At 48.7% G+C, this 21713-nt stretch carries 21 protein-coding genes; 7 read left to right on the top strand and 14 right to left on the bottom strand.

Annotated features, from left to right (window positions below; all coding sequences use genetic code 11):
- Positions 1–39: 39 nt before the first annotated feature.
- From fliG to fliE, 3 genes are all read right to left on the bottom strand, one after another.
- Positions 40–1071, bottom strand: a complete 1032-nt coding sequence (gene fliG, locus NNX04_RS04705) for a flagellar motor switch protein FliG (protein WP_007640865.1) — start codon at positions 1069–1071, stop codon at positions 40–42.
- Positions 1064–2767: a flagellar basal-body MS-ring/collar protein FliF gene (gene fliF / locus NNX04_RS04710; RefSeq protein WP_261947669.1), complete on the bottom strand. Its 1704-nt coding sequence runs from the start codon at positions 2765–2767 to the stop codon at positions 1064–1066. Before fliF ends, fliG begins: the two co-directional genes overlap by 8 nt.
- Positions 2768–2850: 83 nt before the next feature.
- Entirely contained in the window at positions 2851–3225 is a 375-nt protein-coding gene (gene fliE, locus NNX04_RS04715) for a flagellar hook-basal body complex protein FliE (protein ID WP_007640861.1), read from the bottom strand.
- Between the two features lie 250 nt (positions 3226–3475).
- On the opposite strand from fliE, the gene NNX04_RS04720 reads away from it, so the two are divergent.
- Positions 3476–3676 carry a PA3496 family putative envelope integrity protein gene (locus NNX04_RS04720; RefSeq protein WP_151057526.1) on the top strand — a complete coding sequence of 67 codons (201 nt, stop codon included), beginning with the start codon at positions 3476–3478 and terminating at the stop codon, positions 3674–3676.
- Positions 3677–3764: 88 nt separating this feature from the next.
- Here NNX04_RS04720 and NNX04_RS04725 read toward each other — a convergent pair whose 3' ends face one another.
- Both NNX04_RS04725 and NNX04_RS04730 read right to left on the bottom strand, forming a co-directional pair.
- Positions 3765–5324: a sigma-54-dependent transcriptional regulator gene (locus tag NNX04_RS04725; protein WP_261947670.1), complete on the bottom strand. Its 1560-nt coding sequence runs from the start codon at positions 5322–5324 to the stop codon at positions 3765–3767.
- A gap of 2 nt (positions 5325–5326) precedes the next feature.
- Positions 5327–6652: a sensor histidine kinase gene (locus tag NNX04_RS04730; protein ID WP_261947671.1), complete on the bottom strand. Its 1326-nt coding sequence runs from the start codon at positions 6650–6652 to the stop codon at positions 5327–5329.
- A gap of 336 nt (positions 6653–6988) precedes the next feature.
- Here NNX04_RS04730 and NNX04_RS04735 point away from each other — a divergent pair, with 336 nt between their 5' ends.
- Both NNX04_RS04735 and rhlE read left to right on the top strand, forming a co-directional pair.
- Complete coding sequence (locus NNX04_RS04735) at positions 6989–7888, top strand: peptidoglycan DD-metalloendopeptidase family protein (protein ID WP_261947672.1); 900 nt, start codon at positions 6989–6991, stop codon at positions 7886–7888.
- Positions 7889–8127: 239 nt separating this feature from the next.
- Positions 8128–9513, top strand: a complete 1386-nt coding sequence (gene rhlE / locus NNX04_RS04740) for an ATP-dependent RNA helicase RhlE (protein WP_261947673.1) — start codon at positions 8128–8130, stop codon at positions 9511–9513.
- A 117-nt stretch (positions 9514–9630) separates the two neighbouring features.
- On the opposite strand, the gene NNX04_RS04745 is transcribed toward rhlE, so the two are convergent.
- The 5 genes from NNX04_RS04745 to fliS (NNX04_RS04765) form a co-directional block, all read right to left on the bottom strand.
- Positions 9631–10707, bottom strand: a complete 1077-nt coding sequence (locus NNX04_RS04745; RefSeq protein ID WP_261947674.1) for a phospholipase effector Tle1 domain-containing protein — start codon at positions 10705–10707, stop codon at positions 9631–9633.
- Positions 10708–10819: 112 nt separating this feature from the next.
- Positions 10820–12277, bottom strand: coding sequence for a sigma-54-dependent transcriptional regulator (locus NNX04_RS04750; protein WP_151057516.1), 1458 nt, complete (start codon positions 12275–12277; stop codon positions 10820–10822).
- 268 nt (positions 12278–12545) lie between these two features.
- Positions 12546–12950, bottom strand: coding sequence for a flagellar export chaperone FliS (gene fliS, locus NNX04_RS04755; RefSeq protein ID WP_151057514.1), 405 nt, complete (start codon positions 12948–12950; stop codon positions 12546–12548).
- A 143-nt stretch (positions 12951–13093) separates the two neighbouring features.
- The gene (locus NNX04_RS04760) at positions 13094–13372 is read right to left on the bottom strand and encodes a hypothetical protein (protein ID WP_225318353.1); all 279 of its coding nucleotides are present in this window, start codon (positions 13370–13372) and stop codon (positions 13094–13096) included.
- Between the two features lie 10 nt (positions 13373–13382).
- The gene (fliS, locus tag NNX04_RS04765; RefSeq protein WP_040391661.1) at positions 13383–13769 is read right to left on the bottom strand and encodes a flagellar export chaperone FliS; all 387 of its coding nucleotides are present in this window, start codon (positions 13767–13769) and stop codon (positions 13383–13385) included.
- A 142-nt stretch (positions 13770–13911) separates the two neighbouring features.
- Here fliS (NNX04_RS04765) and NNX04_RS04770 point away from each other — a divergent pair, with 142 nt between their 5' ends.
- The 4 genes from NNX04_RS04770 to NNX04_RS04785 all read left to right on the top strand — a co-directional run bounded on the left by NNX04_RS04770 (position 13912) and on the right by NNX04_RS04785 (position 16246).
- Positions 13912–14742, top strand: coding sequence for an SDR family NAD(P)-dependent oxidoreductase (locus NNX04_RS04770; RefSeq protein ID WP_261947675.1), 831 nt, complete (start codon positions 13912–13914; stop codon positions 14740–14742).
- A 59-nt stretch (positions 14743–14801) separates the two neighbouring features.
- A complete protein-coding gene (locus tag NNX04_RS04775; protein ID WP_261947676.1) occupies positions 14802–15158 on the top strand; it encodes a DUF2845 domain-containing protein in 357 nt (118 codons plus the stop codon).
- An 85-nt stretch (positions 15159–15243) separates the two neighbouring features.
- Positions 15244–15846: a transcriptional repressor LexA gene (lexA, locus tag NNX04_RS04780; RefSeq protein ID WP_261947677.1), complete on the top strand. Its 603-nt coding sequence runs from the start codon at positions 15244–15246 to the stop codon at positions 15844–15846.
- Positions 15839–16246, top strand: a complete 408-nt coding sequence (locus NNX04_RS04785) for a cell division inhibitor SulA (protein ID WP_007640838.1) — start codon at positions 15839–15841, stop codon at positions 16244–16246. The genes lexA and NNX04_RS04785 overlap by 8 nt, the downstream gene beginning before the upstream one ends.
- Before the next feature lie 47 nt (positions 16247–16293).
- Here NNX04_RS04785 and NNX04_RS04790 read toward each other — a convergent pair whose 3' ends face one another.
- From NNX04_RS04790 to fadB, 4 genes are all read right to left on the bottom strand, one after another.
- Positions 16294–16560 (bottom strand): hypothetical protein, encoded by a 267-nt coding sequence (locus NNX04_RS04790; RefSeq protein ID WP_007640837.1) that lies wholly within the window; start codon positions 16558–16560, stop codon positions 16294–16296.
- A 102-nt stretch (positions 16561–16662) separates the two neighbouring features.
- Positions 16663–18081, bottom strand: a complete 1419-nt coding sequence (locus NNX04_RS04795; protein ID WP_261947678.1) for a hypothetical protein — start codon at positions 18079–18081, stop codon at positions 16663–16665.
- A 180-nt stretch (positions 18082–18261) separates the two neighbouring features.
- Positions 18262–19440: an acetyl-CoA C-acyltransferase FadA gene (gene fadA, locus NNX04_RS04800; RefSeq protein ID WP_261947679.1), complete on the bottom strand. Its 1179-nt coding sequence runs from the start codon at positions 19438–19440 to the stop codon at positions 18262–18264.
- A 12-nt stretch (positions 19441–19452) separates the two neighbouring features.
- Positions 19453–21603: a fatty acid oxidation complex subunit alpha FadB gene (fadB, locus tag NNX04_RS04805; RefSeq protein WP_261948392.1), complete on the bottom strand. Its 2151-nt coding sequence runs from the start codon at positions 21601–21603 to the stop codon at positions 19453–19455.
- Positions 21604–21713: the final 110 nt, after the last annotated feature.

The following is a 21713-nucleotide window of genomic DNA, read 5'->3' on the forward strand; positions in this document are numbered from 1 at the left end:
TTATAACAACAACAGTTATGACAACAATATTTTCATGGTTTACACCATTTGATCGCCACCACCGCCCAGCATAATTTCGCCCGCATCGGCCATACGGCGCGCGGTAATAAGAATTTCTTTCTGCGCTGCTTCCACGTCTGCCAAGCGCATTGGCGGTTTGGTTTCCAGATCGTCCCGCAAGAGTTCGGCCGCGCGTTTGGACATATTTTTGAAGATTTTTTCCTTGAGTTCGTCGTCGGCGCCTTTGAGCGCCACCACCAACACATCGGATGACACTTCGCGCAACAGCGACTGAATGCCGCGATCGTCCACATCTTTGAGATTGTCGAACACGAACATAAGGTCTTGGATCTGGTTGCCCATGTCCTCGTCGATTTCCTTGATGCCTTCCATCAATTCTGCTTCGATAGAACCGTCGAGGTTGTTCATAATTTCCGCCGCCACTTTGTAACCGCCCATGGCTTTGGTTTGCGATGCCGCGTTGCCGGAGAATTGTTTTTCCAGAATATCGTTCAATTCCTGCAGCGCGCTCGGCTGTACTGTATCGAGCGAGGCGACGCGCATCATAATGTCCAGGCGCACTTTCTCGGGGAAATACGTCAGGATTTCAGCGGACTGATCCGCTTCAAGGTAGGCGATTACAATCGCCTGGATTTGGGGGTGTTCGTTGCGGATCATATCGGACACCGAACGCGCATCCATCCACTTGAGGGTATCCAAACCGGTGGTATTGCCGCCGATTAAAATACGGTCGATCAAGCTATTGGCTTTGTCCTCGCCCAGCGCCGTCACCAACATCTTGCGGATGTAGTTATCCGCCCCCACACCAAGGCCGGTCAGGGTGCGCACTTCATCCAGAAAATTCCCCAGCACTAACTGCACCTGGGATTGCTGCACATTCTGCAACTGGGTCATGGCACCGCCAATGCGCTGCACTTCTTTTGGCCCCATGTGCTTGAGAATCTCGGCGGCATCGGCTTCGCCAAGCGACATCAATAAAATGGCAGCTTGGTCGACATAGCGCATATTGAGCTTGGGTTTGGCGACCGCCTTATCGTTGGCATCAGTCATCGCGATTTATCCACTGTTTAACCACCTGGGCAACACGACCCGGGTCGTCGGCAATCAAGCCTTTAATTGCATTGAGTTGTTCTTCGTAGCCCTGTTCTGGCCCGGGCAACATCAGCGCATGGCCGCCAGTCAGGGTTACTGTTTCATCCGACATGCCATCCAAACCTGCCGCACCCGCCGCTTCCAGCGCGGCCAATTGGCGCGCCTCTTCCTCTTCGGCAATCGCGCCACCTTGTTTGGCAAGGCTTTTGAACATAGGGCGCAACAAACCAAATACGATCAATAAAATCACCAACACACTGGCGATGTATTTCATATTCGGAATAATCCATTCCTGCCACCAAGGCACTTGCTCCATGCTCGCGCCAGGATCAAGTACACGGTTGGCAAAGGGGGAGTTCAATACATTCACACTGTCACCGCGTACCGCGCTAAAACCAACGGCATCGCGTACCAGTATAGACAAACGTTCGAGTTCAGCCTCTGTCCATGGTACCGCGCTTTCTACACCCTCAGCGTTTTTAACAATTTTATCGTCCACCACCACTGCTACCGTCAGGCGTTTGAGTGTGCCCTGCTGGTGTTTTGTGTAGCTAACGGTGCGATCCAACTCGTAATTACGCGTAGCTTGTTCACGATTATTGGTGGGGGTGGCTGGCGGAATAGGTTGCCCAGTAGCCGGGTCAATTTGTTCGGGCGCCTCAGCAGTTCCCGGTGGTTGATTCGTTAAAGCGCCGGGTATACCGGCGGCCACATCGCCCGCACGGCGCGTTTCATTTAACACCTGTTCGGAGCGAATAGCAGGCAAGTCGGGGTTAAAGGTTTCTGCTGCCTGCTCTACTGCCGTGAAATCCACATCCGCACTAACTTCTGCACGGAATTTTCCACCACCAACAACAGGCTCCAAAATGCCATTGATGCGACGGATGATACTAGTCTCAACTTCTTTGGAGTATTGATGCTGTTTGGCCGCCAGTAATAAATCCGCGCTTTCCTCACCAGTCGATAATAAATTACCGTGCTGATCTACCACTGTCACATCGGCCATATTCATGCCGGGCACTGAGGATGCCACCAAATTCATAATGGCCTTCACTTGCGCAGCGTCCACTGACCTGCCCGCAAACACCTCCACAAAAACCGATGCGGTTGGGTTGGCAGTATCGCGCACAAATACGGTTTTTTTCGGAATTGCTAAATGCACGCGCGCGCTGCGAATACTATTGATACTGGTAATGGTGCGCGCCAACTCGCCTTCGATACTGCGCTGGTAACGAGTATTTTCAACAAATTGACTGGTGCCGAGAGGCTGCTCTTTATCCATCAACTCAAAGCCCTGGGTCGGGCTGGAAGGCAAACCAAATTCAGCAAGTTTAAGGCGTGCCATGTGCACATCTTCCGCTGCCACCAGAATTGCGCCGCTGCTTTGATCCACCTTGAAGTTAATTTGATTTTGTTCAAGCACATCCACCACGTTAGCGGCATCCAAATTATCCATGCGGCCGTATAGCGGGCGGTAATCATCACCCTGCATCCACATCACAATCGCAAAACCAATGGCAACGCTGGCCGCCAGTGTCACCATCAATCCGATCTGGCGCAGCAAATTCAGATTACTGAGGCCTTCTAAAAAATCGCCACCCAAACGTGGTTGGGTGGGAGATTTTTCTGTACCTGTGGTGGCGGGAGTAGCCATAATTTTTATACCTTATCGATAATGTGCTTGCGGTAATTCTGTAAAACCTTAACCAATAAAAAATGCGCAATAAAAGTGATCAATTAAATAGGCATATTCATGACATCGCGGTAGGCGTCGATCAGCTTATTGCGCACTTGCACCGTCGCTTGAAACGCCACCGAGGATTTCTGCGAGGCAATCATCACATCGGTAATGTCCACCCCTGCCACACCGCGCTCATAAGCTTCTGCCATAGCGCTAGAGGTTTTTTGCACATCGTTAACTTTATTGACTGCTTGCGTCATTAAATCGCCAAAGCTGGGAACCTTGGTGGTCCCCTCTACTGGCAAAGCGCCCAAGCTGCGCATTCCATTCGGTACATCACCAACCCCTTGCGGACGTTGGAATGCCTGGGTTTGCGCTTTCATGGCACGCATATCACCCAATAGCCTGCTGATATCAACGCGATCAGTCATGATGTAAATCCCCTGTTGCTCTATTTATGCCGGGCGACAATAAATTGGCAGTTCACCCGTAAATTTCATCTCTGCAGGGGATTTTGCACAAAGCAGGCCAACATTTGCCGCTCGGCAACCGCTTGCCTGTTGCGCGCCAATATTGGGTATGGATTAATCAATTTGTCGCGTTTTGTTCATCGCTTTGTCATTGAGCATCACTAAGCTTGCCCGTGCTGGACTCGACCATTCGCATTAACAGGAGATAGGCATGAATCTGCTCACTATGCACAACGAATTGGAAATGATTGATGAGGCCATGGCAAATTTTATTGCCGATGTCGTGGTATCAAAAAGCAAGAAACAAAAAATACGCCGCAACATGGAATGTCGCCGCAAACTGGAAGAGAAATGGGAAGAGCGGAAACTGCGCAGGGAAACCAGTGAATACGAATTTGAATTTATGCACTAGCCAAATACACATCGAAATAAGCTCAAACAAAAAACGCCCGCTGGTTTAATTACCGGCGGGCGTTTTTAGTAGATCAGAGCAAACAAGGTCACTCGGTAATTTCGTAACCTTCTTCGCGCAAACGCGCAATTTTATAACGCAGGGTGCGCGCACTAATACCTAAACGCTCGGCAGTATTTTTGCGACTGCCGCGCTCGTTACGCAGGGTATTCATAATAATTTCGTATTCGCGCTGTTTAAGGTCATTACCCAAGGCGGGATTATTTAATGACGAATGCTGCACCGGTTGATTACTTACCAACGCCAAGTGTTCGTTATTCACCGCACCGACAGAAAATTGACTGGCGCGGAAGCTGGCATTGGCAAAAGCCTGCGCCGCAAAAGATGGCTGCCTGTCTCCGCCGTCATCCATAACTGGGTTAACCGCCTGCGCCGCTTGCAGTAAATTCGGTTTCTGGCTGTAGTTGGTGGGGCTTTGTGAATAAGTGCCCTCACCGCCCAAGCCTAAATCTTCCGCTTGAATAGTTTTACCCGGCTGCAAAATTAATGCGCGCTGCATAATGTTATCCAACTCACGCACATTGCCCGGCCAAGGGTAAGCCAGCAACATTTGCTGCGCGGAAGGCGACAAATTAACACCGCGACGATTTTGCTTGTGCGCGTGTTTTTGCAACAGTTTTTCCGCCAGCGGAATAATATCTTCCATGCGATCGCGCAGCGGCGCCCACTGCAAAGGCAACACACTTAAACGGTAATACAAGTCTTCGCGGAACTTTCCGGCTACAACTTCATTGCGCATGTCGCGGTTAGAGGTGGCAATAACGCGCACATCCAACTTAATTGTTTTGCGGCCACCCAAGCGCTCCACTTCGCGCTCTTGCAATACGCGCAGCAATTTTGCTTGCAAGCCTATATCCATTTCCGAAATTTCATCCAGCAACAACGTGCCGCCATTGGCCTGCTCAAATTTACCAGGGCTGCTGGTGTGCGCGCCGGTATAAGCACCTTTTTCATGGCCAAACAACATGGCTTCCAGCATATTTTCCGGGATCGCGGCGCAATTAATTGCAATAAAGGGTTGATGGCGACGCGGAGAATGATCATGAATATAACGCGCCAACACTTCTTTACCCGTACCCGACTCACCCACTACTAATACCGTGGAATCCGATTGCGCTACACGCTGCGCCAAACGTAATAACTGCTGACTGGACGGTGCCATAGCCACCGGTTCATCGCCAGAAATTTGCGCAACACCCAAATGCCGCGCCACCGTTTCCACCAGTGTTTGTGGCGCAAAGGGTTTTACTAAATAATCCACCGCACCTTGTTTCATCGCCTCAACCGATTCACTGATGCTGGCGTAGGCGGTAATTAACATCATGGGAATTTGCGGATAATCCTGCTTCACGCAACGCAGTAAATCGTGGCCGCTCATGCCACCCATATTTACGTCGGAGACAATCATGCGAATATCGCTGTAGAGCGCGAGTTGTTTCAGCGCCTCTTCCGCACTGTTCACTGCAATGACCGCATAATCGGCTAATTGCAGCGTATCGGTTAAAGCTTCGCGCAAGTTATTGTCGTCTTCCACAACCAATACGTTGATCGCATTTTCAAAGCCAGCTTGTTGTAATGCTAAAGCCATGATTAGTTCCCCTGGGTTTGAAAGGTTGCAAAAGGAATTAACAAGCTTGCGCAAGTGCCTTTACCAACCGTCGATTGCAATAAAAATTTTCCGTGATGCGCGCGTGCAACAGCCTGCACAACACTCAAGCCCAAACCCGTGCCCTGGGCTTTGGTAGTTACAAATAAATCGCCAACAGAATTAAGCAACTCGGGCGCCATGCCCGGGCCTTTATCGCACACCCGAATCCATAAGCGCGGCGTTTCCTGATCTAACGCAGAATTGTGTTGCACTGCGGTATTCAGTGCTTTGGGATAACTATTAAATTCAATGCGCAAATGCGCTTTGCGCTCCACGGCTTGAATAGCGTTGTTGACCAGATTCAATACCGCGCCCACCAAGGCATCGCGGTTACATTGAATATATTCTTCACGGCAATTAATCACCCAATCGCAGGTAGATTCACTGGTCATGAGCGGTACTTCCATCGCCTCTGCCAATTCTGTTTGTAACTGCGCCACACTGATCACATCGTTCAACGGCAACTCGCCTTTCACGTAAAACAGCATGTCTTGAATTTGACGTTCGATATTATTTAAACGCCCCAGAATTTTTTCGGAGAATTGTTGGCGACGTTCGTCATCCAATTTGCCATTGCATAAATGACCGGCATACAACATGGCGGAGGACAGCGGCGTACGAATTTGATGTGCCAGGGCACCCATCATTTTGCCCAGTGCCGACAATCGCTCATGGCGACTTAATTCACTTTGCAAACGGCGGGTTTCGGTTTGATCGGTGAGCAAAATAATTTGCCCGTCTTCACCCAAATTGCGGGTTTGAATGCTAATGCGACGGCCATCGTGCAAGGAGACTTCGTGACCATCGTCCTGACGCGGTGCAAAACTGCGTTTAATCACATCGCGCCATAGTTCGCCTTGCAGAGGCTCACCCAATAAATCCAACGCTGCCGGATTACATTCGGACACACGACCAGAGGAATCCAGTACCACTACTCCACCGGGTAAAAAATTGAGCAAGCTTTCTAAACGATTAGCGAGTTTTTCTTTTTCCGCTAATTCCTGTAACCGGCGATCGCTAAGGCTGCTTAGCTCTTCATTTAATTCAGCAACGCGGTTTTCCAGCAGATAGTAGGAGTCGGCTAATTGATCGGAGAGTTGATCGAGGGAGGTAAACGCCGTTTTTGAACCCTGACGCTTTTCCGTGAGCACTTTTTCGTTAATACGTGGCTTGGCAAGCAATGCACCCGCAGGAACCTTGGCCACATCACCCGAGGGCACCAGGGTTAACCCTGCTTTATCCACGGTATTCAAAAGCGCTTGTGTCATAAAAACCCCTGATCGCCAATTTCACTTCACCGCCTGCTGAAAACCGTCAATAAGTTAACGGATTAGGCGCCGGTGAAGCTGCTATACCAGGGTATTTGCAAGCGCGATGCCAACATTATTTAGCTATTATTATCAATGAGTTACGAGTATCAGCTACTAGATCAAGTCAAACTATTGGCTCGCCCGGAACATCACCTATCGCAATGAAGGTGATGCAAATCAATACAACCGACGATATAAAATTCACGCGGATTAGCGTATAAATTGCGACAGTTTGACGCCACATCAAATCGGCTACCCCATCAAATTGGATACGAATAGGACTCAGGGATTATTATGCGCCGCCAATTACAGCAGACCTTCACACTGGCTTTATTACTTGCGGTAATGCCCTTGCACGCCGCCGAGATTTACAAATACCAGGATGCTAACGGCAAATGGCGCTTCACCGATAAAAAGCCCAAGGAACCGACCACCGAAACACTTACCCTGAAAAGCGCGGAAAAACAAAAAGTTGAACCGGTGTTTTATGTGGATAAAAACGAGGCTAAACGCAAAAATTACTTAGTGGTGCAAAATCCTTTTCACGCCCCCATTCAGGTAGAACTGCGCTCCCCGCAAGCCAAGCAGCGCCAATCCAAAATAATTCCTGCATTGAGTAAAAAAACGCTGCTCAGCGCGGCAGGTACCATCGAACCCTTCACCTATAAATGGCAGCTCGGTGACCCCAAACTTACGCCTGGCCCGCAGGAATATCAGCTACCCGCCGATGCGCTGGGCTGTCATCGCATTACCCAGGCATTCAACGGCAAATTCTCCCACCATGGCGACAGCAGTCGCTATGCAGTGGACATCGCCCTCCCGGTGGGTACCGCCATTAAAGCGGCGAGGGATGGCGTCGTCATCGCCGTAAAAGACGATTACCACATGGGCGGCGTGGATAAGTTTTTTCTGGATAAAGCCAACTACGTGCGCATCCTCCACCAAGACGGCACTTTCGCCCTTTACGGCCACATACTACTCGGCACTGCAGTCGTTAGGGTGGGCGACAAAGTCACCGCAGGCACCACCCTCGCCCGCTCGGGCAGCTCCGGCTACTCCAGCGGCCCGCACCTGCATTTTGTAATCCACCGCAATACCGGCCTGAAAATGACCGCCGTTCCCTTCAAATTTATCGCCAGCAAATCGCCGCAAACCTTTGTGCCCATGGCGGGGCAGCGGTTGTGTGATATGTAGCAATGATGATCCCCATCAATTACTGAAAACACACAAACATCCAATCGCCCAAAAAACAACCGCTCATCGGCCAGCGTAAAAGTATCTGGCATATTATTCATCAACTGCGTACCATGCGCGCCGGCACCCTTAAGGTCAGTGTCACCCTCCTCTGTTGCCAAACACCCTTATGTGTTTGCCACATCTCAGCTCGCCAGACCTTGCCCGCCACGCGGGAGGCCGAGCAACAGGAAAACTTTATGTCGTTTGATACTCTCGGTCTGCGGGCCGATATTCTGCGTGCTATTGCCGATCAGGGCTACAGCACTCCTACTCCTATTCAATTGCAAGCAATTCCCGCCGTATTAAAAGGTGGCGATATCCTCGCTGGCGCGCAAACCGGTACCGGTAAAACCGCTGGCTTTACCCTGCCGTTGCTGGAAAAACTGAGTCAGGTTCCGGTAGACCAAGCCGCTGGCCGTCGCCCGGTACGTGCATTAATTTTGACTCCTACGCGCGAACTCGCTGCGCAAGTGTTTGAAAGCGTGCGCGATTACGGTAAATATCTGCCATTGCGCTCTACCGTAGTGTTTGGTGGCGTGAGCATTAACCCGCAGATGATGAAACTGCGCGGTGGCGTAGATATTCTGGTTGCCACTCCCGGCCGCTTGCTGGATTTAGTCAACCAAAATGCTGTCAGCCTGCGCCAGGTTGAAGTTTTGGTGCTGGACGAAGCCGACCGTATGCTCGATATGGGCTTTATTCACGACATCAAAAAAGTATTGGCATTGCTGCCAAAACAGCGCCAGAACCTACTGTTCTCGGCAACTTTTTCCGATGAAATCAAAGCGCTGGCCGACAAACTATTGAATCAGCCCACGCTGATTGAAGTCGCGCGCCGCAACACCGCCTCTGAGCGGGTAACGCAAGTTGTTTACCCCGTTGATCGCAATCGCAAACGTGAATTGCTGTCACACCTGATTAACAAAGGTGAGTGGCAACAAGTGTTGATTTTTACCCGCACCAAACACGGCGCGAATAAATTGACCGAACAATTGCAAGACGACGGTATTAGTGCGGCAGCGATTCATGGCAACAAAAGCCAAGGCGCACGCACCAAAGCACTGGAAGATTTTAAACGCGGTGCGATTCGCGCACTGGTTGCCACCGATATCGCCGCGCGCGGTATTGATATCGACCAACTGCCGCACGTAGTGAATTTTGAATTGCCGAACGTACCGGAAGATTACGTACACCGTATTGGTCGTACTGGTCGCGCCGATGCAGAAGGTATTGCGGTGTCACTGGTCTGTATCGATGAAGATAAATTCTTGCGCGATATTGAAAAGCTGATCAAACGCAACATTGATAAAGAAATTATCAGCGGTTTTGAACCAGACCCGAACGCCAAAGCCGAACCGATTGTACTGGGTCGCCGTATGACCATTGGCGCAGGTAATGGCAATGGCCGCTCAGCGGCGAAAAAACCGGCACTGGGCCAAAAACCGAAAAATGGTAATGGTAAATCCCAGCCAAAAGATGGCGCGCAGCGTAAACCGCAAGGCCAGCAACACGCGGGAAATCGCAGTGGCAACAGCGCTGGAAAACCTGCACAGCGTGCACGTCGCCCACAAGCAGCGAATTGATGTTTACACAAATAAATGTTTAGTTTGTCTGTGCGATAAATTTGCAGACTAAAAGCATGCCAAAAAAAGCCCCGTATTGCTTATAGAATGCGGGGCTTTTTTGTGGTTCACACACCGTTAAATACCCCAAGGCTCCAACTCAAGGCTACTAAACGTAATCCCCTCTGCTGTTTTTGCTGCAGGTTTATAACCCTGTTGCATGGCCTGAATAACACTGCAGTGAATTTTTTGGTCCGGTTCAATAGTGCGTGCTACTTTTAACCAACCAAATTTTTCTACCCACTTACCTATATCCGGCATTGTGTTCCAAAACTCCTGATAACTCTGGCGAATTTCCCCCTCAGGGCTCTGCGCATAAAAACCAGGCAATTGGCTCACATCCAGCTTCAGCCCCGCTTGCTTGGCGCTATTAAGCAACCAACATAAAGTGATATCCGATAAATTTGTATCGACATAACCACCACCAATATTCGAGTGCACACCAGCAAACCAGACTTGATTAATCTGCTGGGTGGCATTGCTCGCCCTAAAATATTCCGGCAAAAATTGTTTGCGTTGCTCATCGAGCGCCAGCGCCTGACAACAGATTTGAATATTTCCAGGGCTCAATTGATGGTAATCGTTAAAACCATCGCCAAATGCCAACGCCCCCACCGTGTCCCACACGCCAAGAAAATGGATGGCCGCTGGCTGCATGCCTGGGGCATTTGCGGGAACTTTATTTTTTCGATAGCTCTCGTAGAGCGACAGCAATTCAGTGGAGCCTAAAATGCGCCTATGTTCAGGCAAACCAACGCAATGAATAAACCCCATCAAACTGCGCACCGCAAAGGCACCCCGGCTAAAACCGAAACCAAAAATTGCATCGCCCGGCTGCCAGCGTTGCGCTAAAAATTGGTACGCATCAATAATGCGCTCGGAAGTGCCGGTGCCGGTGGAGCCTTCAAAATTGCGCCATTTTTCACTGCCGCTACTGCCTACTCCATTTAAATAAAGCGCTGCTCCGGCCTGCCCGGCCAGTGGCTCAATAGCACCATAAGGGCTGGCACTATTTAAGTCGCACTGGGTGAGCACCTCCCATGAAATTTGCACATTGGTTTTAGTAACAGATTCTTGATGATCGACAGGATCTGTATCAGTTTGACCGGGGCTATTCCAGGTACCATCAATACACACCACCCAAGTACTTGCCATATTTAAGCTCCCTCCACTTATTCGTTTGCTTATTAAATTAATAAGGGCCAATAGCCACAAATTTGATGCATAAAAAAAGCGGCTTGCGCCGCCTTTGAAAGAATTAAATTTACTAGCGCTGCATATCGTATTTGCGCATTTTTTCAACCAGTGTCGTACGGCGCACACATAATTTATCGGCGGCGCGCGCAACAACACCACCGCAGTCGTTAAGCGCTTGTTGAATCAAACTCATTTCCAGATTGGTTATGTACTCACGCAAATCAATTCCCTGCTCCGGTAACAGCGGTGTATCGTTCATGCTCACATAACCGGCACCCGCTGAGTTTTCACCAACCACACGCTGGGAGGATTGCACAAAATCTTCTTCAACCACATCAATATGGCGGTATTTTGCAGGCAAATCCTGTACACCAATAACACCAAAAGGGTGAGTGATCGCCATGCGTTCAACCAAATTCGCCAGTTCGCGCACATTACCGCTCCACTCATGTTGGCAGAGCGACATAATCGCGGCGGAATTAAAACGAATTGAACCGCGCTGTTCACTTTCCATACGCGACACCAACTCATTAATCAGCAGAGGGATATCTTCTGCCCGCTCTTTTAGTGAAGGTAGTTCAATAGGGAAAACATTCAGGCGATAAAACAAATCTTCGCGAAAAGTATTGTCGGTAATCATTTGTTCAAGGTTGCGATGGGTCGCCGCAATAATGCGAACATCAACCGGCTGTGTTTTATTGCTGCCTACACGCTCAAAACAACGCTCTTGCAATACCCGCAGAATTTTTACCTGCATGTTAAGTGGCATATCGCCAATTTCATCTAAAAATAAGGTGCCACCTTCGGCCATTTCAAAACGCCCGGCGCGAGAATTGATTGCACCGGTAAATGCACCTTTTTCATGGCCAAACAATTCACTTTCCAACAGCTCTGCAGGAATGGCACCGCAGTTAACCGGTACAAAAGGTTTATCACGACGGGGAGAGTTGTAATGCAAATTGCGGGCAACCACTTCTTTGCCGGTACCCGATTCACCGGTAATCAATACCGACACATCTTTATCAGCAACTTGCGCCATCATTTCGCGCACATTTTGAATTTCGCGACTGGTTCCCACCAAACTGCGGAATAAATGTACAGGGCGACGTTGCGGTTGGCGTTTGGAACTGGATTGAGCTTCGCAATACAACTGTGCGCGGTGCAAGGTATCAACCAGCTTGCTGTAGGTAGGAGGAACCGAGAGATTGGCAATCACCATAAAACGCAGTGCATCTTCCAAACTGGCATCAGCGTTTTGATTTTCATCACCCACCAGCACAATTGCTAATTCATCATTCCAGTTGCGCACATCTTTGAGCAGTTGGGTAAGATTTTGTTTGCTGGCGCGATAATCACCAATAAAAACGGCGACATAATCTTCGCCATGATTCTGATCAGCCACCGCCGATAACCAATTATCGCTGGCACTGACCAATGCAGGCTCACTGAGAAATTCCAATAACACATTTAGATCGTGTCGACGTGACGGATTATCGTCAATAACCAAAACTTTGTTGTTGCGCCACATACCCCAAGACCTTTTTCATTTCATGCCAATGACTTATGGCTGCCAATTAGCTGACAACTACACACGGCGAGAAGATTTATGGGAGTAAGTATTAGTAGAGACTGTGAGGTTAGTCAAATTAATGACGAATTTTTATTGGCGCTTTATCAGAAAGACAACAATTTGAATATTTATTCGCCAAAAAAATGCCTGACAAAAATCAGAATGAAAAAGTCACTATTATTTTTGTCAGGTGCGGGTTTAATTTTTACTGTAACAATCGGAATGATCAGGGAGCCTTGGCGGCTTGCGGGCCAATTTCATCCCAACCGGACTTGACTGTTTTAAGCAGCTGAATGACTTCAACTACTTTATCTATATCGTTTTGTGCAGAGGCTTCCAACAGGCGAAGATTAATGTATTCATAAAGCTGATCCAGACGCTCGGATATTTCGCCGGCTTCCATATCTAACGAGCTACGCAAACCGCCGACAATGCCAATCGCTTTACCAAGCATTTCACCTTTAACGGCAATATCGCCCCGCTCCATCGCACCTTGCGCTGCCGCCAAACGCCCTAACGCGCCTTCAAATAACAGTTGAATTAAACGATGGGGCGATGCATGACTGACTTCGGACTCAATACCGAGCTTCTGATATTGTTTGAGTGCTTCTTGCGGATTGTAATTAGACACAGCATATACCTGATAGCCATAGGATTAACCTAGGCTAGCAGGGTCGGCTGATTTTGGCGAGTATTGCGCATAAAAAGCAGGTTGCGGTGTTAATTTCCGGCGAACTTGTGGCCATATGGGGCAATGTTTGCGTGACTTTGCGATTAAGTCGCATGCAGCAAGGTTACTTCCTGCTGGCATTGAGCGATCAAACCGGCATAAACACCTTTCAATTCACTCAGGGCGCGAATCAATGTTGATTTGTCATTACGATTAGCGGCAATCACCCTGTCTATTAATACAACGCAAACACGATCCAAATGACGAATGCGCTCCCAATCTTCTTGCTGCAAGGCGACAGTTAACGCCTGCTGCAGTGAGCGCATGGCCATTATCCCGGCCTCACCGGTGTAATCTGGCTCAGGTACTAATCGTAGCGTCATCGCAGACTCCTTAAACGTCTTTGCCAATTGCATCCCAGGCAGATTTAATCTCCCCAAGCAAGCGCGCACATTCATCCAGTTGATCAATGCTGTTTTCGTAATTTGCCTGGGTTAACCGACGGATAATGTAATCGTAAAGACTATCTAAATTTGCCGCTAACGCGCCGCCTTCATTGTCATTCAAACTGCCCTGCAAGCCCCCTACTATTGCCGCCGCTTTGCTGATTAACTCACCTTTGCGCGCAAATTGTTTTTGCGCAATAGCACCTTTTGCTTGCGCAATACGCTCCAGAGCACCTTCAAATAACATCTGGATGAGACGATGGGGAGAAGCAGATTCAACACCGGAATGAACTTTAACGCTGGCATAGCTATTTACGGCAGAATAGGAATTCATACATCACCATTGATTGTTGCGGCTCAACAAGGAGCGGAATGCTGCGGCCCTAAACAGCGCCTGAACAGTCGCGACCAGAACATTCGCTGGTCTTATAAGCTAGCGGCTATATCGCAAAAACCTTTAACAAAAAGTGACGCTCATGCAAAAAACTATTCTGATCACCGGTGCCTCAACGGGTATAGGTTATGAAGCCGCCCAGGCGCTACGAATTGCGGATTACCGGGTTATCGCCAGCTGCCGCAAGATTACCGATGTAGCACGGCTCACCGCTGAAGGCTTTGAATGCCTGCAGTTGGACTTGAGCGATTCAGGTTCAATCCAAATAGCCTTTAAAGAATTAATGGCACTTACCGGCGGAGAAATTTATGCACTCTTTAACAACGGCGCCTATGGGCAGCCGGGAGCGATAGAGGACTTACCTATTGATGCATTACGCAAACAATTTGATACCAACTTTTTTGGTTGGTGTGAGTTAACGCGTTTAATACTGCCGGTCATGATCAAGCAGGGTTATGGACGAATCATTCAGAACTCATCGATTCTGGGCATTTCCGCCATGCCGTTACGCGGGGCATATAACGCGAGCAAATATGCAATTGAAGGTATTAGCGATACATTGCGCCTTGAATTAGTCGGCACCGGTGTATTTGTTTCACTGATTGAACCGGGACCGATACGCAGCGAATTTCGTAAAAATGCCCTCACTGCACTACTGGAAAACATCGACACCGAACAAAGCCGCCACCGGGATATTTACGCAAAGGCAATCAATCGCCTAGGCAAAGCAGAAACCAACACCCCCTTCACCCTGGAACCAGCGGCTGTTATTAAACGGCTTAAACATGCCCTCGAGTCGCCTCGTCCACAAGCACGTTATTACGTCACCTTCCCCACTTACCTCGTTGGTGTAATGAAGCGAATTCTGCCCAATCGTTTGCTCGATAAACTTCTGCTCAAAATAGGCAGTTAATTCATTTTCGATTCAGTCATGAGAATTAAATTAACAATATCTATAACGGGGGAAAAACGATGACCAAATATACCGCTCCATTCATTTTATGCACCGCTTTACTAACAACCACCGCGAATGCCGATTCCCTTCGCTGCAATGGTCAACTCGCCAGTGCGGGCGATACAAAAGCGGATATTATCGAACTGTGTGGTGAGCCACTGATGACCGATAGCTACTGCGAGCCCTCCGCCGCAATCACCACTCCACAAGGTGTTCAAAACGGCAACAACAACATTCAAAACAATGTCGCCATTCAAACCTGCACGGAAGTCGACATCTGGACCTACAACCCAGGCAAAGGCAAATTTATGACCCATCTTTATTTTACTCAGGGCGAATTGCGCAACATTCGCTATGGCAACAGGGTGAAATAACAGCAGTTTGAAAAACTATTGCACAAGCTGATTTACTGTATATAATCACAGACACTGTACAGATAAACAGACCCAGGAGTGCACTATGTTTGACTTAACGCCCCGACAGAAACAGGTACTGCAATTGATCCGCAGTTATGCGGATGAAACCGGTTATCCACCTACCCGCGCCGAAATCGCACGTATCTTAGGTTTTAAGTCAGCAAATGCTGCCGAAGAACATATCAAAGCGCTTGCTCGCAAAGGGGCAATCGAAATTATCCCCGGCGCATCGCGCGGTATTAAATTACCTGAATTGCAAGCGGGCATTCCTATTATCGGACGAGTTGCTGCAGGCAACCCGATCCTTGCACAAGAACATATTGAAGATTACTGCAACATTCCCACCAGCTTCTTTTCGCCCAGCGCTGACTTCTTTCTGCGAGTGCATGGCATGAGCATGAAAGATGCCGGCATTCTTGATGGTGATTTACTCGCAGTACATAAAACTGATCAGGCACGCAATGGCCAAATCGTTGTCGCCCGTATTGGCGAAGAAGTCACAGTAAAACGATTCAAGCGTGCAGGTAACCGCGCACAAGTTGAGTTATGGCCAGAGAACCCCGATTTCGATGTCATTCTGGTTGATACCCGCGACCAGGAATTCAGTATTGAAGGTTTAAGCGTAGGAGTAATTCGTCGTGACTAATATCGCTCGTGTTATACCCCAACATACCCCCAACCAGAAAACTGCCAGCGGTGTCACCGAGCTGGTATTAACCAGCGACTCGCCAGAACAGCTCGCCCTGCTATTGCCCATGATTGCATTTTTAAGCAATAGCGCCAGTGACCGCTGGATTACCTGGATCGCACCGCACAATATCAGTAGGGATTTGCTTGAATCCTACGGCGTAAATACTCGCTTTATCCGCGTTATTCATGCGCAAGATCCACAAGCTCTGTTATGGATAACTTGGGAGGCACTGTCTGCTGGCAACAGCCACACGGTTATATCCAGTCCTGGGAAATTAAGTGATAAGGAGCTGTCGCAGCTGGAGACGGCAGCAGCAAAAGGTCAATGTCAGGGGCTGCTGCTACGTGTTAGATAAATTCAAGTTGAATAATGGAGATCAAGGACGATAACAACCTCGCTTAATCAATGCAGCATCATTTTTTCCAGCTCGGATAATTCACTAAAATTATCATCCAATTGGGCTTCTGCCTGCTGATCTGCAATTTCCCCTGCTACATCCATTCCCGCTTCAATCATCGCTTTGGCGACCATGAACTTTTCCTCTCCCAGAAATGCCAGAGATTCCTGCGAAAAACGAATTGTTACCAAGGGCTCATTAGTCTCGCTATCTGCGCGTTGCAAGGCAACATCGCCATTCGTCAGCTCAACAATTTCATAAAAGGAAGACATAGGGTTCCCGTTATTGACGCAAGAAAAGGGCGCGCATTCTAACACCCAATGTTATGGAAGCCTATTTACCAGCCACTTATCAATCGTTGCACTTGAAAAATATCAACCCACGCGAGGGATTGCCTGCAATAACAAGCAACCAGCAGAACTTTTAAGCCTGTGGCCAGCATGGGTATTAGCAGGAATTAGTGCCACATCACCGCTAGCCAATGTGGCAGCAGCGGCATCATCACCAATAATTACCTCTCCTTCCAACACCATTAACAAGCAATAGCGCTCAACATCAAAGTGATGAATACCATTCAAGGCAATCCGGCGTACTTCAAATTCATCGAAGTTAACGATGCGCTGAATCTGAATATCGTCGCTCTCATAAACTATGACCGGCGGAAGCAAATACTCAGCATTAATATCGACCAGGCTCAAGGCCTCATCCGTGTCCCAATGCTGCTGAGTAAGAACCTTCTGGCCGAAACTAAGAATCTTTCGCTCATAAACCGGCGTCTGGAATTCTACGACCCGCACACCGTGCTGAAGTGCATGCGGTACCAATCTTGGTACCGCCACCACATCGCCAATCGAGAGCGGTAGATGTGCAATAAAACGATCCATCGCATCTTTCAAATCCTGCTCACGAACAACTAAATCTTTATATTCAATATCTTGCGAGAGCTGCTTAACCCATAACTTTAATTGATCTACAGCAACTGGTTGATCCAATGCGATACCCAGCTCCTGCTTTTTTTGATCGAGTACCGCATCAATTGCTCGCCGTGTTTTTTCGTAGTCCTTCACCGCTTTACGATATGCGTCTTTAAATGCATTCCATGTCAGATACTGCGCTCGCATGGCGGGATCAAAGCCAAGCTGAATGGAACCACGCCCATCTGGCCATGCACACTTATCAACATGAGTAACGACGTAAACTTCCTGCTTCTGCTCGTGCAACTCAAAATACAGATCGCCATAGCGTTCATCCGCAAGTGGATCGAGGACTTTGAGAAGAATCAGTTGCTCGGCAACGGTCATTGCCAGTTGATCGCGCAAGAACTCCATCACCCAGGGTAAAGGTAAGCTCCCCCCATCCCCTATCACTCGGGCCTGCCCGCGCGTTTCAATACCGGTATACCAAATTTCTTGCCCCCAAGGCTTGGGGATATAAACCGGCTCCAATAATAGGGGGGACGAGATCCGAACTAGCGGGAAACCCTGCTCGCGACAATAACGAACCATTGACTCAACATTGGCAGGCACCAATTCCACTTCATGAAGACGATCACTGGAGCAAGGAAAGATACTGATACTGACGTCGGGAATAACCGACTGGTGATTTGACAACGAGATCGAAATCAACGCGAGCAAATCCTGTTGCGGTTGCCCGGCAAGGTAATTTGCATCATGGACAAAACGCACAGCAAATATATCAACGCTGGTTTTATCTGCAGAGCCCTGCCACAACTTTATGCGCTGGGCCAAACACCTGTCCGGTGTTGTATTTTTATCCAGAGTAAGAAGAATCAAACCTGTCTCTTTGATGGGTTAACCGAAAAATAGAATCTAGTTTATCAGAGCGATGTAATTTCTTGCTGGCAAAACAATAGGGATTACATTTGTGTACATATAAAAAAGGCCGGCATTAAGCCGACCTTTGGATATCAAGATTGCCTTGGCACCAAAGCAACCTGAATACAGACTCTGTGATTAGTTGAGTCGCTCCAACACGGTAGTAATGCCCTGCCCCAAACCAATACACATGGTTGAAACACCCATGGTTAAGTCGCGATCTTGCATTACCGTCAGCAATGACCCGGTGATACGAGTACCTGAGCAACCAAAGGGGTGCCCCAAAGCAATCGCGCCACCGTGTAAATTTACCTTGTCGTTCATAGCGTCGAGCAACTTGAGATCCTTCAACACCGGTAATGCCTGGGCAGCAAAAGCCTCGTTCAACTCTACGGCATCAATATCATCGATGGTCAGATTGACCGCTTTCAATGCCTTCTCGGTGGATGGTACAGGGCCGTAACCCATAATTGACGGATCAACCCCGGCAAGCCCCATAGAGACAACTTTAGCGATAGGCTTGAGCCCAAGCGATTTGGCGCGCTCGGCAGACATGACCAGCATGACTGATGCACCATCACTCATTTGTGAAGATGTACCTGCTGTGACCTGACCATTTTTAGGGTCAAAAACCGGCGGTAATTTGGCTAGCGCTTCATAAGTAGTGTCAGGGCGAATGGTTTCATCCTGATTCACCGCCATCAAAAAACCATCGGCATTGTGACCGTTAACCGCAATAATCTCGCGATCAAATTTGCCTTGGTCTCGGGCCTTAGCAGCCAACAGATGGGAACGTACACCAAATTCGTCCATTTGCTGACGGTTGATGCCGTGCAACAACGCTAGGTATTCCGCTGTCATCCCCATATTGCCCGCCGCTTTCGCAACCGACAAACCCAATAAGGGGTTAATACTGACCGATTCATACATGGGCAAATGCCCCATGTGTTCAACACCACCGATCAAATACACATCACCTTGGCCAGCACGGATATTGACTGTGGCGGTGTGCAACGCTGACATAGAAGAACCGCACAAGCGATTGATAGTTTGTGCTGGAATTGTGTGCGGCAATCCGGCCAATAACAAAATATTGCGGGCTACGTTAAATGCTTGCTCTTCGCGCTGCATAACACAACCCCAAAGCAAATCATCAATAGTATTGGGGTCCAGCTGTAAGTTGCGCGCAAGCAACCCTTTAATGATTGCCGCGGAAATATCGTCAGCGCGCACATTGCGGAAGCAGCCATTTTTGGAGCGCCCCATAGCGCTACGTGCGTAATCGACGATAACGGCATCGCGTGGTTGTAAGCTCATTATTCTGACTCCTTAGCCGTAAAATTTTTGGTTGTTGGCCGCTTTGGCTTTAAGGCTATCCGGTGCTTGATAAAGCGCACCGAGCACACTGAATTTTGCCGCCATATCACAGAATGTCTGGGCGCCAATGGAATCGATCCAACGGAATACGCCACCACGGAAAGGCGGGAAACCTGTGCCATAAACCAACGCCATATCGGCCTCAGCCGCCGTTTCCACAATGCCTTCATCCAAGCAGCGGGTAAGCTCAGTTGCCATCGGAATCATCATGCGCGCGATAATATCTTCGTCACTAATCTCCATAGAACTTTGAATACCTAACTTCAGAATATCCGACACTTCAGGTGCAGCTACTTTCGCCGGCTTACCTTTTTTGTCGAGCGCGTAGTTATAAAAACCCTTTTCTGATTTTTGACCGAGGCGACCAACCGCAAATAGTGCATCAGTGCAAGAGGTAAAATCGCGCTGCATACGGTCAGGAAAACCATTAGCCATTACCTTTTCGGCGTGAACAGCAGTATCTATTCCAACAACGTCGAGCAAATACGCAGGGCCCATCGGCCAGCCCCAGGTTTCCATTAATTTGTCGATGCGCTGAAAATCCACACCATCCCGCACCAACATGGCAAAACCGGCCAGATAAGGGAACAACACGCGATTAACTAAAAAACCGGGGCAATCTTTAACCACAATAGGCTTTTTACCCATGGCATTGGCATAGGCAACCGTACGCGCGATAGCGTTGTCGGAGGTTTTCGCGCCGCGAATAACTTCAACCAGCGGCATCATGTGCACAGGGTTGAAAAAATGCATACCGCAGAAATTTTCAGGCCGCGCCAAACTTTCAGCAAGGTAGGTAATGGAAATGGTGGAGGTATTAGAAGCAATAACAGTGTCGACCCCCACTTTACTTTCCGCTTCGGCTAACACTGCTTTTTTCACTTTCGGGTTTTCTACAACGGCCTCAACCACAATATCAATTTGATCAAACCCGTCATAGGTCAATGCAGGTTCAATGCGGTTTAACACATCGCCCATTTCAGCAGCAGTAAGCTTTTTACGTTCCACACGCTTGCTCAGTAATTTATTCGCCTCCGACAAACCAAGATCAATACCCTTTTGGGCGATGTCTTTCATTTTAATAGGCACGCCTTTCAGCGCTGATTGGTAGGCAATACCACCGCCCATAATCCCCGCCCCCAAAACCGCTGCACGGCCGATTTTTTTATCAGCTTTTTTCTCCCAGCTTTTGGCCTTCTTGCTGAGCAACTGCTCATTGATAAAAATACCCACCAAGGATTGCGCTACGGGGGTTAAAGCCATTTTGGCAAACCCTTCTGCCTCGATTTGCAATGCCTCATCGCGGCCTTTATCCGCAGCTTTTTGCATACATTTAATCGCGGTGACCGGCGCAGGATAGTTGCGCCCGGCTTGTGCGCCAACAAATGCTTTTGAGGTCTCGAAAGCCATCATTGATTCAATAAAATTCAATTGCAGCGGTGACTTTTTCTGGGTACGGCGAGCTTTGTAATCAAATACACCGGCCATGCATTGCTGCAGACAATTGAGCGCCGCATCGCGCAACTTTTCTGGCTCGACCACAGCATCAATCACCCTTGCTGTTAAGGCCGTTGCCGCATCATTTTCTTTACCCGCGGCGATCCACTCAACCGCGGTATCCAACCCTGCAACACGTGGCAAACGCACCGTGCCGCCCCAACCAGGGATAATGCCCAGCTTGGTTTCCGGCAAGCCTACTTTGGCAGCGGTATTGGAAATGCGGTAATCACAGGATAAACAAAACTCCAACCCGCCCCCCAATGCAAAACCATTGATTGCGACAACACTTGGGAAGGGTAAATCCTCCAAACGGCAAAAATTGCGATTATTTGCTGCAAGATGACCGATAACCTGATCAGGCCCCGACGCAAACACGGAGCCAAATTCGGTGATATCCGCACCAACAATAAAGACATCTTTGGCACTGGTTACCAGCAGGCCTTTAACATCAACGGCCTTTTCCAGCAGATCTAGCACTTGTTGAAGTTCAGCAACGGCGAGCAAATTAAATTTATTGACTGACTCGCCTTGCAGATCAAAGGTCAATTCCGCAATGCCATCGGGCAAAAGGGAAACCTTGAGGGCTTTTCCTTGAAACATAATGAATCTCTCTTTTATCTAGGGAGGGAAAATCTGAGTTTGAGTGTAGCAGCATGAACGGGACTTGCCCTAGAGCAGCGCAAAAGGCTGACAACAAACGCACAAAAGAAGAT

Source organism: Cellvibrio sp. QJXJ, from assembly GCF_024452345.1.
In the GTDB taxonomy this organism is placed as follows: Bacteria; Pseudomonadota; Gammaproteobacteria; order Pseudomonadales; family Cellvibrionaceae; genus Cellvibrio.